We start from the raw sequence: 15759 nt of genomic DNA, 5'->3' as shown, positions 1-15759 counted from the left end.
TATGGAAATGGGTTATAAAAATAGCTGTACATAGAATAAATTGGTTTTGAATATTTATGTGTCATGAAGAATGCAAGTAGAATACGACTAAAGTCGTATATGGTTGTTTTTATCTAATTATAATTTTAAAAAACAGAAGCTTATGAAATTGTAACTAAGTATACAAGTGTTCACTTACAAAAAAGGTGAGCTTTGCCATAGAAAAAGGGCTATTGGAAAGTTTGGCCAATTATTTAATCAACAAAGGTAGACTTTTTGAGCAGTTCTGCCTATTGGCTTAAATTAGGCCAATAATTTTTGCCAAAAATCTCTCCCAAACTTATTAAAAGGTTTGGGAGAGAAAATATTTAATCTACCTCACTGGCAATTTTAAGTCCCGATAACCATGCTCTTAGAGAAGCTGGCTTAAGTGGTTTTTTGAGTAAAACAATATTCAGTTCTTTCAATTGTTGAGGTAACTCAGGATGAGAGTCGGCTGTAATCAGAGCAACCGGAACATCATGTTGACGATTTTGCAAAATAAAATCGACACCGAGTTGGTTGTTATTTAAATGCTGATCGATAAGCCAGACTTGAATATTCTCTTTTTGAATAATCTCAAATGCTTGTTCTGGTTCAGTGGCTTTAAAAACTTCGTAGCCCCATCGACCTAATAAGCTACTCATGCCCTCAAGAATTGTTTCATCATTGTCTAAACATAAAATTCGGTAAGCCTTAGTTTTTAAAGGCACTGCTTGTACGGTCGGGGTGACCACTTTTGGAGCTTCTACCACCGGCACCTCAATCATAAAGCAGGAGCCTTTATCAAGTTGTGAGTAGACATGGACTGGATAATTCAGCAAACCCGTCATACGCTGCACAATAGCAAGACCCAAACCTAAACCTTGCTCACCCCATGGTGATAAATGCCCACAGCGTTCGAATTCTTGAAATAGTTTAATACGTTGCTCTTCGGCAATTCCGGGACCTGTATCCCAGACACCAATTCGAATGTGTCCAGGTTTTTGAGCTGAGCGTAATACGCCAACAATCACTCGGCCTTTGGCTGTATAACGCAGTGCATTACTCACAAAGTTTTGGATAATGCGTCGAATCCACTGTGGATCTGTGTCAATCCAGAACGATACATCGTGAACTTTGAGTGAAATATTTCGCTGTGCAGCAATCGACTTAAACTGTAGTTCGAGGTCGCTTAATAAATCGTGCAGAGGATAAGGCTGTCTTTTTGGCTGTATGGTACCGCCTTCCAAACGTGCAATATCGAGCAGGGCAGAGAGCATGCTTTCTGCACCATATAGAGCACGGTCAAGTTGTTGCAACGTTTGAAGGTCTTCTTCGGTCGCAATGCTTTGTTCAAGAACCGTACTAAACAGACGAGCAGCGTGCATAGGTTGTAATAAGTCATGACTCGCCGCAGCAATAAATCGGCTTTTTGACATATTGGCCATATCGGCTTGTTCACGTGCAAGCTGTTGTTCGGTTAAGGCATCGGCAAGTTGTTGGGTGCGGTCTTTTACACGGGCTTCGAGTATTGCCTCATTTGCACGGAAAGCCGTAATGTCGGCGAAGGTAGTTACAAAGCCACCACCTGAAATAGGATTGCCGCGCATTTGAATAACGCGTCCGTCTTTACGAATTCGTTCAAATTCATGCGCACTTCCGACTTTCATCCAGTGTAAGCGTTTACGAACATGTTCTTCGACTGAACCAGGGCCACATTCGCCGCGTTCAGCGTTATAACGAATCAGATCGGCAATTGGACAACCCACATAAACTAAATCTTTAGGGTAGCCAAATAGTTTTAAATATTGGTTATTCCAAGCCACCAAACACATGTTTTTATCGACCACACTTACCCCTTGTGTCATGTGGTCAATCATGGTCATCAGCAAGTTTTGATTAAAACGTTGCCATTGCGAGGCTTGGTCTAAAATATTGGCGACTTGGCCTAATGCCAAACCATTGTTAATCATTGCTGTGGTAAGTAACGTACGTGCAGAAGCAGCCCCAATAATGCCAGCTAGATATTGCTCGGTGAATCGCCACCACATCCCGTTGGCGATACTATTTGGATTAAGCGTGAGATGATTTTGCTCACAAAAGTTCTCGAACGCTTGTGTTGTGGGTTGCTCACCTGTAATTCTTTTAGCAAGGGCGAACAGATCACCTACTTTTAAACGTGCAGCATCGTGCGGTAAATAAGTTAAATCGGTAGAGGTATGCGGTGATGGCAGAGGCTTAGTTTCGTAATAAAAAAAGCTTTCTGCCTGAATTTGTTCTGCCACACTTGGGCGGTAAAGTTTAGAAATCCAAATATATAAAACAATATTTAAACCGAGTGACCAAATAACGCCGTGGGTTAAAGGTGCAAATGACTCAAAGCCAAAAAGTGATTCTGGACGTAATGCATTAATTCCCAAAGGACCAAAAAGCAAAATACTTTGGGCTGTTTCTTGATAGGCTTCTGGCAAACTACGTAAGATGGTTGGAAATAGTAATGTGTAACTCCACATTAAAAAGCCAACAATAAGACCTGCATAAACGCCTTGGCGACTTCCACCTCGCCAATACAATCCTCCAATTAGTGCAGGAGCGAATTGAGCAACCGCACTAAATGCCAATAAACCAAATACTGAAAGCTGGTTAATATCATTAAAGAAGTGGAAAAATAAAAAACCAAGTAGCATCACCGCGACAATACTAATACGACGGCTAAATTTAAGAACTTTAGGTAAATGTTTGTCGTGGCGTGAAAGCAACTTGAAGCGCCAGAGGGCGGGCATAATCAAGTCATTACTGAGCATGATAGATAATGCAACAGATGAAACCAGTAACATGCCTGTTGATGCTGAGAACCCACCTAAAAAGGCCAGTAGGGCTAACCACTCTTGGTTATAACTAAGAGGTAATGAGAGTACTGCAACATCGGGCACAGTTAGGAATTTTGGCGCTGCATGTAAAGCCCAGCTTGCAATCGGGATAATAGCTAGAATCGTTAAAATGAGATAAGCCGCAAACCATTTACGTGCACCGCGAATATGCTTTTCATCACGTAATTCAACAACAGCTACATGAAACTGACGGGGTAAACAAATAATTGCCAGACCTGCCAATAATGTCTGAATCCAGAAGGTTTCAGGTACCCCAAATAACTGAACTTCTTGGAAGGTTTGGTTTACGTCGGCCGAAACTTGTACTAAGTTCGCGGGTGCTTCAAAAATAAAAAATAAAGCGACACAAATCAGCGCGAATAATTTTACAAAAGATTCAAAAGCGACAGCTAACATGAGGCCACCATGCTGTTCGGTGTTTGCAATCTGCCTTGTACCGAAGATCATGGCTAAAATCGCAAGGACACTAGTTAAAAGCAAAACGCTATTGGTGGTCGTATGAATATGAGCATTTTGCTCCAATATGACTGATGTACTTAAGGCAATTGCGCGTAACTGTAGGGCAAGGTAGGGAATAATCGCAATAACTGCCAAGATCGTAACCAACGATGCCAATACGCCGCTTTTGCCATAACGTGCAGCAACAAAGTCAGCAATTGAGGAAATCGCGTGGTGTTGACGTACTCGGCCTAAACGTCGCCAGATATCGTAACCAAACCAAACAAATAACAGCGGGCCTAAATAAATAGGTAAGAAAATGACGCCTTCTCGGACGGCAGCTCCGGTTGCACCATAAAATGTCCAAGATGAACAGTAAACACCTAAGGTCAAACTAAACAAGAACATGCGGCCACGTGTACTCAGGCGACTAGCATGCTTCTCGCCAAAAAAAGCACAAATGAATAAGAGTGCTATATAAAGAGTGAGTACCCCAATAATCAGCCAGCTGTTCATATGACCTACATGATTAAAACCTTGCGCCTATCATACCGCAAGCAGAAACAAAGCTATAAATTGATTAAATTTTAACGACCAAAGTCTAAGTTACGAATTACACGTTATTTTGCTAATTTTAATAATGAGAAACTACTATTAAAAAAGTGACCAAGGTTGGGCACAGGCAAGGAGTTTGGTTATGGATCAGAGCCAAGTAGAACAGATTCTACGCAATCCAAAGTTTCAAAAGATGGTCAAGAAAAAAAGTGCATTAAGCTGGACGCTCACAATCATTATGTTAGTGCTTTATGTGGGCTTTATGCTACTTGTTGGCTACAACAAAGAATTTTTAATGAGTTCATTTAGTGGTGGTGTAACGACATGGGGTATTCCACTAGGCTTAGGAATTATTGTTTTATCTTTCCTACTGTGTGGCGTGTATTCCTATATCGCAAACAATACCCTTGACCAGTTGAGTGAAGAAGCGTTGAAGGAAGTTGAAGCCATCACGCATGAGAAAGGATTACACTAATATGAAATGGAATTCATTAAAAGCGAAAGCCTTATTGGCAGCAGCATCGCTATATTCAACTGTTGCTATGGCTGGTCCAGATTTGGGTGAAGCCGAACAGCAAGCCACTAACTGGCATGCCATTATTATGTTCTTGATCTTTGTTGGTTTCACTTTGTTTATTACTAAGTGGGCGGCAAAGCAAACTCAATCAGCACAAGATTTCTATACCGCAGGGGGCGGAATCAGCGGTTTCCAAAACGGATTGGCAATTGCCGGTGACTATATGTCAGCAGCATCTTTCCTTGGTATTTCCGCGATGGTGTTTAGTTCGGGTTTTGATGGCTTACTTTATTCTCTTGGGTTTATGGTAGGTTGGCCAATCGTTTTATTCTTGGTTGCAGAGCGTTTACGTAACCTTGGTAAATACAACCTTTCAGATGTAGTGTCATTCCGTCTTGAAGAAAAACCAGTCCGTACCTTAGCTGCCTTGAGCTCGCTTGTTGTTGTAGCATTCTACTTGATCGCTCAAATGGTAGGCGCGGGCCAGCTCATCAAATTACTATTTGGTTTGAACTACAACATCGCTGTTGTCATCGTTGGTCTATTAATGATGGCATATGTGATCTTTGGTGGCATGTTGGCAACAACATGGGTACAGATCATTAAAGCGGTTATGTTGCTTAGTGGTGCGACTTTCATGGCATTCATGGTGATGAAAGCGGTTGGTTTCAGCTTCAGCAACATGTTCACTCAATCAATTGAAGTATTCAGTAAAGTTCACAGCGTAAGCTTTGAAGAAGCTGCAAAAATTATGGGTCCAGGTAAACTTGCCGCAAACCCGATTGATGCATTGTCTCTTGGCTTAGCACTCATGTTTGGTACAGCGGGTCTTCCACACATTCTTATGCGTTTCTTCACTGTAAAAGACGCAAAAGAAGCACGTAAATCGGTTGTGGTTGCGACAGGTTTCATTGGTTACTTCTATCTTTTAACTTTCATTATTGGTTTCGGTGCGATCCTTTTCGTATCAAACAACCCACAGTTCCTTGATGTTGCAAAAATGGCAGTATCAGGCAAACTTGAGCTTGTTGGTGGTAATAACATGGCAGCCGTGCATTTAAGTGACGCTTTAGGCGGTGACTTATTCATGGGCTTCATTTCAGCAGTAGCGTTCGCAACGATTCTTGCTGTTGTTGCTGGTTTAACACTTTCAGGTGCATCTGCAATCTCACACGACTTATACGCTAACGTATTCAAAAAAGGTCAAACGACTCCAGCTTCAGAACTTCGTATGTCAAAAATTGCGACACTTGGTTTAGCAATCTTTGCCATGATTTTGGGTATCTTGTTTGAAAAACAAAACGTAGCATTCATGGTGGGCTTAGCATTCTCTGTGGCATGTTGTGCAAACTTCCCGATTCTTGTTCTTTCAATGTTCTGGAAAGGTTTAACCACTCGTGGTGCAGTTATCGGTGGTGTGGTTGGTCTTGTAACAGCGGTAGTACTGATTGTTCTGTCTAAAGCGGTTTGGGTAGATACTTTAAAAATCTCTGATACACCAGTTAACCCATTCAATGGTCCTGCATTATTTGCTATGCCATTGTCATTCCTTTGCTGTTGGTTCTTCTCGGTGACTGACAACTCTGCACGTGCTAAAAAAGAGCGTGCTGCATTCGATGCCCAATACGTTCGTTCAATGACAGGTATCGGTGCTTCTGGTGCCTCAGATCACTAAAATCAAAATGGATTAAATATCTATTTCATTAAAAGCCCTGCGGGGCTTTTTTTGTTGATCTCATACATTAAAGTGAAAGAAGCTCTTTAATAAAGAACAACTTGTTTGTCCTATTTTTTGTACAGTATGATTTCCTATAATTCAAAACATAATGAAAAAGGAAAATAATTAAATGCGATCTATTATGGACTTCTGGGCGAGCTTTCGACTGCTACCTTCTGCATGGTTGCTGCTTGTGCAATTTATCCTACTCATTTTGGCCATGCTCACTTTTCATGATGTATTTTACCGGACCCTAACGTGGGCTTTAGGAGTGCTTGCCTTACTTATTATTGCCAAGGTCATTCGTCAAACCCCAATGTTTACTTTTCTGGGATTAACTTTTGTCAGTGGAGCGATTATATCCTCAGTCTTTATTTTATTAGGCTATAACAATTTAACGATCCAGATTTTTGCCCATAGCTGTGAAGCTCTGGCTTACTTTTCGGCTGCTTACGGTTTATTTCGTTATATGTTTGCTGATCGATATTTAACAAGAGATGAATTATTTGCAGCCGCCGCGGTTTTTACTTTGCTTGCTTGGGGCTTTGCATTCCTCTACAACATTTGTCAGCTATTGATTCCTGCTAGCTTCCAAAACCCAAACAATGTTCATCATTTACAGACTTGGTTAGATCTATTGTTCCTGAGCTTTAGCTTACAGTCAGCAACAGGCTTATCTGATTTAATGCCACTTAGTCCACCAGCACGCGTTTTGGCCATGCTACAAATGTTTTGTGGTGTGATGTATCTCGCTTTGATTGTCACACGTTTAATTGCTCTACAGTACATTGCCCATCCAACAAAGAAGGATCCTGACAAATAAAGGAGAAGGTGTTTTAATTTTTTACACCTTTGTAACTGCAATATTATTTAAGTTTATTTAAAGTATTATCGGCTTTCTCTATTGAAAGATTTAACTTTGTTCATTCTGTGAATGTCTTTATTGGCTTTATGCCTGTCACTTTTCATTAAAATAACATGGAGGAGTTATGCCTTCCAAACAACCAGGTTGGTTCGCAAACGTTAATCCTAACGTATTTTTTGGTACGGTCATTATCATTGCTTTGTTCTTGGCAGTTGTTGTGATCGCCCCGAGTTCTTTTGAACTTCTAACGCAGCAATTAAAACAATGGATCACCGATTCATTTAGCTGGTTTTATGTTTTATCTGTAGCCTTCTTTCTCATTTTATTGATTTATATCGCTTGTTCATCAATAGGTCGAATTAAATTAGGACCTGACCATAGTCAGCCTGAATATAATAATGGGTCTTGGTTTGCCATGCTGTTTACAGCAGGGATGGGTATCGGTCTCATGTTCTTCGGAGTTGCCGAACCTGTCATGCATTATGTTAATCCACCGAGTGGAGATGCTCAGACAATTGAGGCAGCACAGCAAGCATTAAGGGTGACCTTCTTCCACTGGGGCTTGCATGCGTGGGCTATTTACGCAGTGGTCGGATTGGCATTAGCTTATTTTGCTTATCGACATAATTTACCGTTAAAGACCCGTTCAGCCCTTTATCCTCTCATTGGTAAGAAGATTTATGGGCCTTGGGGCGACAGCATCGATATATTCGCAACTATTGGTACGGTATTTGGTGTAGCAACTTCTCTCGGGTTTGGCGTTACCCAGATTAACTCTGGTTTACATTATTTGTTCGGTGTCGAGCAAAGCACCCATATTCAAGTATTACTCATTATTTTTGTGAGCATTTTAGCTTCCTTGTCTGTGTTCTTAGGTCTAGATAAAGGGGTTAAACGCTTATCAGAGCTAAACTTAGTCTTAGCTTTAATATTATTAGCCTTTGTTTTTATTGCTGGTCCAAGTATCTATTTACTCCAAACCACTATTCAAAACACTGGGCAATATATCTCTAATCTTTTTACCATGACATTCAATTTATATGCTTATCAGCCGAATGGATGGATTGGTGGTTGGACAATTTTGTACTGGGCTTGGTGGATTTCTTGGTCGCCATTTGTGGGTATGTTTATCGCAAGGGTTTCACGTGGTCGTACCATTCGGGAATTTATTGTAGGGGTTCTCCTCATCCCGACAGGCTTTACCATTATCTGGATGGGCTTTTTAGGAAACGCTGCATTATTTAGCATTATTCATGAACATCAAACCACTCTCATTCAGGCTGTTCAGCAGGACTCATCAGTTGCACTATTTGAGTTTTTAGGGCATTTGCCGTGGTCAGGTGTCATGAATATTCTGGCTACCATTTTAGTGGTTTTATTCTTTGTGACCTCTGCTGACTCGGGAGCATTGGTAACGGACTACTTAACTGCAAAAACCGAAAATTCACCAACTTGGCAGCGTTTGTTCTGGACAGTACTGATGGCTGTACTCGCCATTATTTTATTGTTAGTCGGTGGTTTGGCTGCACTTCAATCTTCAATCATTATGAGCGCATTACCGTTTACTGTGGTTATGCTGTTCATGAGTTGGGGATTAATAAAAGCATTGCATCTTGATGTCACGAAAATGCAAGCAATTCAGGAAGCTCGAATTACCCCACGTGCTATTCATAATCCAAGAAGCTGGCAACAGCGGCTAGGTTTAATCATGCACTATCCTCATAGTGAAGAAGAGGTAAGGGAATATATCGAAAAACAAGTGGCTCGTGCATTTGAAAATATCAAACATGAATTTAGACGCCGTCATTTAGAAGTTTCAATTACTCAACTTGAGGATGGGATGCAACTTCGAGTCGATCATCACAATGAAATTAATTTTATTTATAAAGTTGTTTCACGTGAAACAGTGCCACCAAGTTTTTTAATTGGGCGTACTGAAGCTGAAGACGGGCAATATTTCCAAGCTGAAGTGTTTTTAAGAGAAGGTGGACAGAACTATGATGTAATGGATTGGACTCAAGAAGATTTAATTCAAGACATTATCGATCAGTATGAACGCCATTTATATTTCTTAAATATTGTACGAAGTTAATATGTAGCTGTAAAAAAAAGGACTCAATTGAGTCCTTTTTTAATTCGATTTCTAAATTAAATTAGAAACGGAATTTAGCATTTAAGCCGATAGTTTGTGTATCGTAGCTAGACTTTTTAACGTCAGCTTTCATGTACGATGCACCAACTGCTACAGCTGGAGTAATGAAGTAGTTTACGTTACCACCCCAAGCTTGACGGAACTCACCAAGGTCATTGCCTTTGATGTCAGCTGAACCATCGTTACCAACGAAAGAAGCGCCAACGCTTAACTTAGGAGTTAAGTAAAGGTCAGTTTTCAAACCGTATTGGTTTTCTTGACCGAAAGCACCAGCAGCTTCAAAACCAATTGCCATGTTAGTTCCATCGATTGGACCTACATATTTAGCACGAGCTGTAACAGCATCTTGGTCGTCTTGAATCGCAGCAGTTTGGTTCGCAGCAGTGTAGATACCGTTGCTGATGATACCGAAATTATCTAAAGCGAATTGGTTTGCAACGCTTGTATAACCAACAGTCATTAAGAAGTTAGGTAACAACATAGCACCAACTTCTAATGCATAACGGTCGCCGTTGTCATCTTTAGAGAAGTTGTTTTTACCATCAACATCAGTGTGGTTATAAGTTGCGCTAGCGTATACAGGAAGGTAAGGAGTAGGAACGTAAGCCTCACCTTTAACGCCGTATGTACCAACGTGGTAGTTCAAACCGTTGTTTTGGTCATACTGTTGGTAGCTATAACCTAAAGATACGCTAGAAGCTTGGTTCAAGAAAGCTGCTTCAGCTAAAGGACCCTTAGCGGTATCAACATTTTTTAAATAGAATGTACCAGCAATGTCACCAGTGAAGTTTTTATCGTTTGCAGTTGTGTCAACATATTCAGATTGACCTTGAACTTCAAATTGATAAGCATGAGCACCGGTCATGGCTAATAATACAGCAGTGGCTAAACCAAGTTTTTTCATAATCATTTCCAGCATTAACAAGAGATAAAGCTGGGGTCATTGTATTGTAACAATTTATGAAGTCAATAATCTAGAAAAGGTAATGTTAAAGATATTTAACACTTATGTTAAAATTGGTTAAAAACTAATCAAATGAAAAGTGGTTTGTCAACCTGATAAAAAAATGAACATTTACAATAGGCTAATAATTATATTTCATTAAGAATTAAGAAGTAAATGTTAAAAAGATATTACAATTGTGATTGGAAAAATAGATTGCATTAATCGGTTTTAACATTAACAAAAATATAGCTGTGTTTACAAAGTGAATAAAAAACCGCCATTTTATTGTCAAATTCGTTTTATTTTGAGGAATAGTTAACAATATTTGGATTAGTTTAACTAAAAAATTTAACTATTCTTAATTATTATATAAGTGAATAAAATAAAAGAAATCTCTATTTTAAGTTGAAAAAACGATTAAAATTTTAATCCTGATTAATTTAATCAACTTTACAAAGGTAGAGGTAAATCACATAATTCGATTGCAAAGTTCACTGCCTAACGTTTTTTAGGATTTAAAGTGCTTGCCCAGATACGATGTGTAGAACACATCAGATTTTACGAGCTCAGCTTTCCCCAAGGTTGAGCTTTTTTTTATCTGTAAGAAAATCTAAAAATTAAAATAAGAGTTATGTGAATTTTATTGAAAAAATGAGAGGCTAAAAAGAGCCCAGCTTAAAGCTGGGCAGCGGATGCTGGGAGAGGCATCCAAGAGGACAAGTAAATACTGTTTTTACTATCATGATTAAAAATCTTTAATCTGTAAAATAGAGTTTTTTTATAAAAAGCATTCAATTTTTCGATTCATTTTGTTATTTAAGCTGACAAAATTTAGGGATCGTATAATTATTAAAAAAGAAATGAAGGGGTTAATGATGAAATTTTAGTTATTAAAATGCTAGGATGGATTTAAGCCTAATTTATATCGTATTAAAAATGGCAGGACATTTACGGAGTACCAGCTAGAAATGTCAGGATTACGTTCAGAGCATATTAGTAATCGACTGTTCTTTTTTATGCTGGTTATTATTTTATCCTTATTATTCATGGCAGTACCTCTTATTGTGGGAAGCTATCAGGATTATATAAAAACTAGACAAGCCCTAGCTGAAATAAAAAGTTTAAGAGCAGTAGCCGATATTGCCTATAAAGTTTCTAAGGAACGTGCTCCTGCTAATAAAATGATGTCGAGTGGTCCTCATGATTTAGTAAAAAATCAGCAAGAATTAAAAAAATTTCGTTTAATCGTTGATGCGCAAATTGATACAAGCATTTTAATTTTAAAACAAGCTGGTTATGTTTCCTTAGCCAATGAGCTACAAACTAATTTTAAAGAAAATCTTAGACAAGCCCGACATGTGGTTGATTATTATGGTGAAACTCCATATGCAGCCAGAACTTCTGTTCAACTGGATAATGCCATTTTAGGAATGTTTGGCGCATGGGATAACTGTAGAGAAATACTACAAAAACTAATGTTGCAGTTAAAAAGTAAAGACAGCCGTATTTCTAATTACTTTACGCTTATTATCGTTCTAACTGATATGCGTGATCAGGCTGGGCGTATGGCATCTAACATTATTGCTCCCGTCAGTTTTAATGAAGAGATTCCAAGTAATAATCGTGCACGTTCATTACAAACTCAACACCAAGCTAGATATTTATGGATTTTGGTCGATACCTTACAGCCTGAACAGGCAAAAACTCCAGAATACCGTCGGTTATATTCCCGAGTGAAATCCGAATTTATAGATCAGGGTATACCGATCGTAGAAAAGCTATTAGAAGAAAGCCAAAAGAGCGAACCATATTTTTTAAGTGGTACACAGTTAACCGAAGCAATTGTAGGAAAATTTACCACTGTGGTTGATTTGCAGAGTTATATTCTTAATGAGAGTGTAGTCATTGCCACTCAAGAAAATGCAATTGCTCGAAATGGTTTCTTTTTAACTTTATTTATTTCTCTAATTTCTTTAGCAACAGCATTACTTACTCTGATATATGCGCAAAGACGAGTATTTTCGCCTCTAATTAAAGCGAGAACTTTAATTTTAGATTTATCGCATAGTTCTGATCATTGTAAAGATGAGATGAATGTCGCCACCAAAGGTGAATTTTTTTCTCTATTTGAAGCAATTGACCGATTACAACGTATGTTGCAACAACGCGACGCTTTTGAATTTCAGTTAAAGAATATTGCCAATACTGATCCACTCACCGGAGTCTCCAATCGTTTAGCTTTATCTGAATATTTAAAAATTGTTGAAAGTTACCCTCAAAAATTTACCCAGACCTGTTTAATGATTATCGATATTGATCGTTTTAAACAGGTGAACGACCAATATGGGCATATTGTAGGTGATCGCGTCATTGTCAGTATTGCCGAGCAATTAAAGCAAAATATTCGTAGTTCGGATTTAATTGTTCGTTATGGCGGAGATGAGTTTTTAATATTGCTAGAGCAGGTGCAATTTATAGATGCTCGTCTTTTAGCAGAGAAAATACGGATGGCGATTTCTTTAGAAGAAATTTGTTTATCTGGTTCAGATGAAAAATTGCATGTCTCTGTCAGTATTGGTTTTGCGATAGGCGCGGTGAGTTGGATAGATCTTCTAGAAAAAGCTGACCGTTCACTTTTAAGAGCAAAAGCCCGAGGACGAAATGCAGTTGAGGGATAAAAAAGCCGGAAATAAGTTCCGGCTTTTTTTATTCAATAACTTATTTCAACATCGGTTTTAAGAAGCGACCTGTATGGGAAATCTCAACTTCTGCCACTTGTTCAGGTGTGCCTTCGGCAATGATCATACCACCGCCCGAACCACCTTCAGGGCCTAAGTCCACAACCCAGTCTGCTGTTTTAATCACATCAAGGTTATGTTCAATCACCACAATGGTATTACCCTTGTTACGTAGCTCATGCAAAATATCGAGTAACTTGGCAATATCATGGAAATGTAGACCTGTTGTTGGTTCATCCAAGATATATAAAGTTTTACCCGTATCTCGTTTTGCTAACTCACGCGCAAGTTTTACACGTTGCGCTTCACCACCAGATAAGGTCGTAGCGGCTTGACCTAAACGAATATAGCCTAAGCCCACCTGAGTTAAGGTTTCTAAGCGGCGGTGGATGACTGGAATGGCACTAAAGAATTCAGCAGCATCTTCGACAGTCATTTCTAGAACATCAGAAATGTTTTTGCCTTTATAGCCCACTTCAAGCGTTTCACGGTTATAACGTTTACCATGACACGCATCGCATGGCACGTACATATCTGGTAAAAAGTGCATTGCGACTTTAATCATGCCGTCGCCTTCACACGCTTCACAGCGTCCGCCTTTTACGTTAAACGAGAAACGGCCAGCGCTATAACCGCGGGCTTTTGCCTCTGGTGTTTGTGCAAATAACTCACGGATTGGTGTAAATAGACCTGTGTACGTTGCAGGGTTAGAACGTGGTGTACGTCCAATTGGGCTTTGGTCAATATCAACAACTTTATCTAGATGTTGAAGTCCATCAATCGAGTCAAACTTTTCAGCTGTTAAGGTCGTTGCACCGTTGAGCTGTGTAGCTGCTAATGGAAGCAAAGTACGGTTAATCAGTGTTGATTTACCCGAACCTGAAACGCCAGTCACACAAGTCATAATGCCGAGCGGAATTGTTAAATCGACATTTTTTAAGTTATGACCTGCTGCACCTGAAAGTTTGATAACTTCATCTGGACGTGGTGATTCAGTACGTTTTTTTGGCACTTCAATTTTGAGTTTGCCAGAAAGATACTGTCCTGTAAGAGAATCAGCATGTTTAGCCAATTCATCATACGTACCTTCAGCAATAATTACACCACCGTGTACACCAGCACCAGGACCGATATCAATAATATGGTCAGCAGCACGAATCGCATCTTCATCGTGTTCAACGACTAATACTGTGTTACCTAAATCACGTAAGCGAATCAGGGTCTGTAATAAACGATCGTTATCGCGTTGATGTAGACCAATTGAAGGTTCATCGAGCACATACATGACGCCCATTAAACCTGCACCAATCTGCGAAGCTAGACGGATACGCTGCGCTTCACCGCCTGATAACGTTTCGGCAGAGCGAGCTAGACTTAAATAGTTAAGTCCCACGCTCACCAAGAAGTGTAGACGTTCACGAATCTCTTTAAAGATTTTATCTGCGATTTCACCTTTAGCACCTTCAAGGTTTAAACCTTGGTAGTAGCTTTCAGCATCACCAATCGACATGCGGGTAATGTCAGCAATCGTTTTGTCTTTCACACGAACATGACGTGAAATTTCATTAAGACGCGAACCATCACATGCATCACACGCTGCATTAGAGAGATATTGAGCTAAATCATCTCGTACATAGTTACTTTCAGTTTCACGGTAACGACGTTCAAGGTGCGGCAAAATTCCTTCAAATGGTTGCACGCGAGTGTGTTTACGGCCACGTTCGTCGATATAGCTTAAATCAACTTTTTCTTTGCCCGTACCTTGTAAGAATTTCTTTTGAGTATCTTTATCTAGCTGATTCCAAGGCGTATCAAGTTTTAAACCAAAATGATCGGCAACTTTTTGCAGCATCGAATAATAATATGGACGCTGACGATCCCAACCACGGATTGCACCTTCACTAATCGCAAGGTCAGGATTTGGAATGAGCTTTTCAGAACTAAAATGACTGCGTGTACCTAAACCATCACAAACAGGGCAGGCACCAAATGGGTTGTTAAATGAAAACAAACGTGGCTCAAGCTCTGCGACAGCGCGATCACATTCAGGACACGAGTGCTTTGCAGAAAAAACGCGATCAGCATGTTCACCATTCATCCACGATAAAACAGCAATATCGCCACCTAAACGTAGTGCGGTTTCAAATGATTCGGCAATACGGTTACCTAAGTCTTCACGTACTTTGAAGCGGTCAACAACGACTTCAATGGTATGTTTTTTCTTTTTGTCGAGTTCTGGTGGTGTATCAATATCAATGATTTCGCCATCCACACGGGCACGAACAAAACCTTGACCTTGTAGTTGTTCGAACAGGTTACTGTACTCACCTTTACGCTCACGAACGACAGGGGCAAGCAACATGAGTGCTGTGCCTTCTTCAAGCGTTTTTACCGCATCGACCATTTCAGAAACAGTTTGCGCGACCATCGGCAAATCATGTTCTGGGCAATATGGTGTACCGACACGTGCATAAAGCAAACGCAAATAGTCATAAATTTCGGTAATCGTACCAACCGTTGAACGTGGGTTATGACTGGTAGATTTTTGCTCAATGGCAATCGCTGGTGATAAACCTTCAATCGAGTCGACTTCAGGCTTTTCCATTTGCGATAAAAACTGACGGGCATACGCTGAAAGTGATTCGACGTAACGGCGTTGTCCTTCGGCGTACAGAGTATCGAAGGCAAGAGAAGATTTTCCTGAACCTGATAACCCCGTAATTACCACAAATTTGTCGCGTGGAATATCGAGAGACACATTTTTTAAATTATGGGTACGTGCGCCTCGAATACGGATATGACTTTGGCTCATAAAACATCTCAATTATATATTGATGAAAATTTAGGTGCTGATTGCTCAGTCGCAGAGAGGTGTGACTGGTTATAAGCAACAGACCCTATATATGATAACGATTTAAAATTGTTCAAGTGGTACAAAAT

General features: G+C 39.7%; 8 protein-coding genes. 5 read left to right on the top strand and 3 right to left on the bottom strand.

What is annotated here, in order from left to right; translation table 11 throughout:
• Window positions 1–347: 347 nt before the first annotated feature.
• Window positions 348–3845, bottom strand: coding sequence for a hybrid sensor histidine kinase/response regulator (locus MKL51_RS04405; RefSeq protein WP_017481801.1), 3498 nt, complete (start codon window positions 3843–3845; stop codon window positions 348–350).
• 181 nt (window positions 3846–4026) lie between these two features.
• On the opposite strand from MKL51_RS04405, the gene MKL51_RS04400 reads away from it, so the two are divergent.
• The 4 genes from MKL51_RS04400 (at window position 4027) to MKL51_RS04385 (ending at window position 9075) form a co-directional block, all read left to right on the top strand.
• A complete protein-coding gene (locus tag MKL51_RS04400) occupies window positions 4027–4359 on the top strand; it encodes a DUF485 domain-containing protein (RefSeq protein WP_000372818.1) in 333 nt (110 codons plus the stop codon).
• Between the two features lies 1 nt (window position 4360).
• Entirely contained in the window at window positions 4361–6076 is a 1716-nt protein-coding gene (locus MKL51_RS04395; RefSeq protein WP_002121878.1) for a cation acetate symporter, read from the top strand.
• 172 nt (window positions 6077–6248) lie between these two features.
• Entirely contained in the window at window positions 6249–6941 is a 693-nt protein-coding gene (locus MKL51_RS04390; RefSeq protein WP_017481800.1) for an ion channel, read from the top strand.
• A gap of 166 nt (window positions 6942–7107) precedes the next feature.
• The gene (locus tag MKL51_RS04385) at window positions 7108–9075 is read left to right on the top strand and encodes a BCCT family transporter (RefSeq protein WP_017481799.1); all 1968 of its coding nucleotides are present in this window, start codon (window positions 7108–7110) and stop codon (window positions 9073–9075) included.
• 61 nt (window positions 9076–9136) lie between these two features.
• On the opposite strand, the gene omp33-36 is transcribed toward MKL51_RS04385, so the two are convergent.
• Window positions 9137–10039, bottom strand: a complete 903-nt coding sequence (gene omp33-36 / locus MKL51_RS04380) for a porin Omp33-36 (protein WP_017481798.1) — start codon at window positions 10037–10039, stop codon at window positions 9137–9139.
• A gap of 1010 nt (window positions 10040–11049) precedes the next feature.
• Here omp33-36 and MKL51_RS04375 point away from each other — a divergent pair.
• A complete protein-coding gene (locus MKL51_RS04375; protein ID WP_017481797.1) occupies window positions 11050–12759 on the top strand; it encodes a GGDEF domain-containing protein in 1710 nt (569 codons plus the stop codon).
• A 40-nt stretch (window positions 12760–12799) separates the two neighbouring features.
• Here MKL51_RS04375 and uvrA read toward each other — a convergent pair whose 3' ends face one another.
• Complete coding sequence (gene uvrA / locus MKL51_RS04370; protein ID WP_017399825.1) at window positions 12800–15631, bottom strand: excinuclease ABC subunit UvrA; 2832 nt, start codon at window positions 15629–15631, stop codon at window positions 12800–12802.
• Window positions 15632–15759: the final 128 nt, after the last annotated feature.

The organism is Acinetobacter sp. AOR18_HL (assembly GCF_027855145.1).
Lineage (GTDB): Bacteria > Pseudomonadota > Gammaproteobacteria > Pseudomonadales > Moraxellaceae > Acinetobacter > Acinetobacter pittii.
The sequence above is the reverse complement of the archived record's forward strand: the minus strand, read 5'-3'. Positions and strand labels throughout refer to the sequence as shown.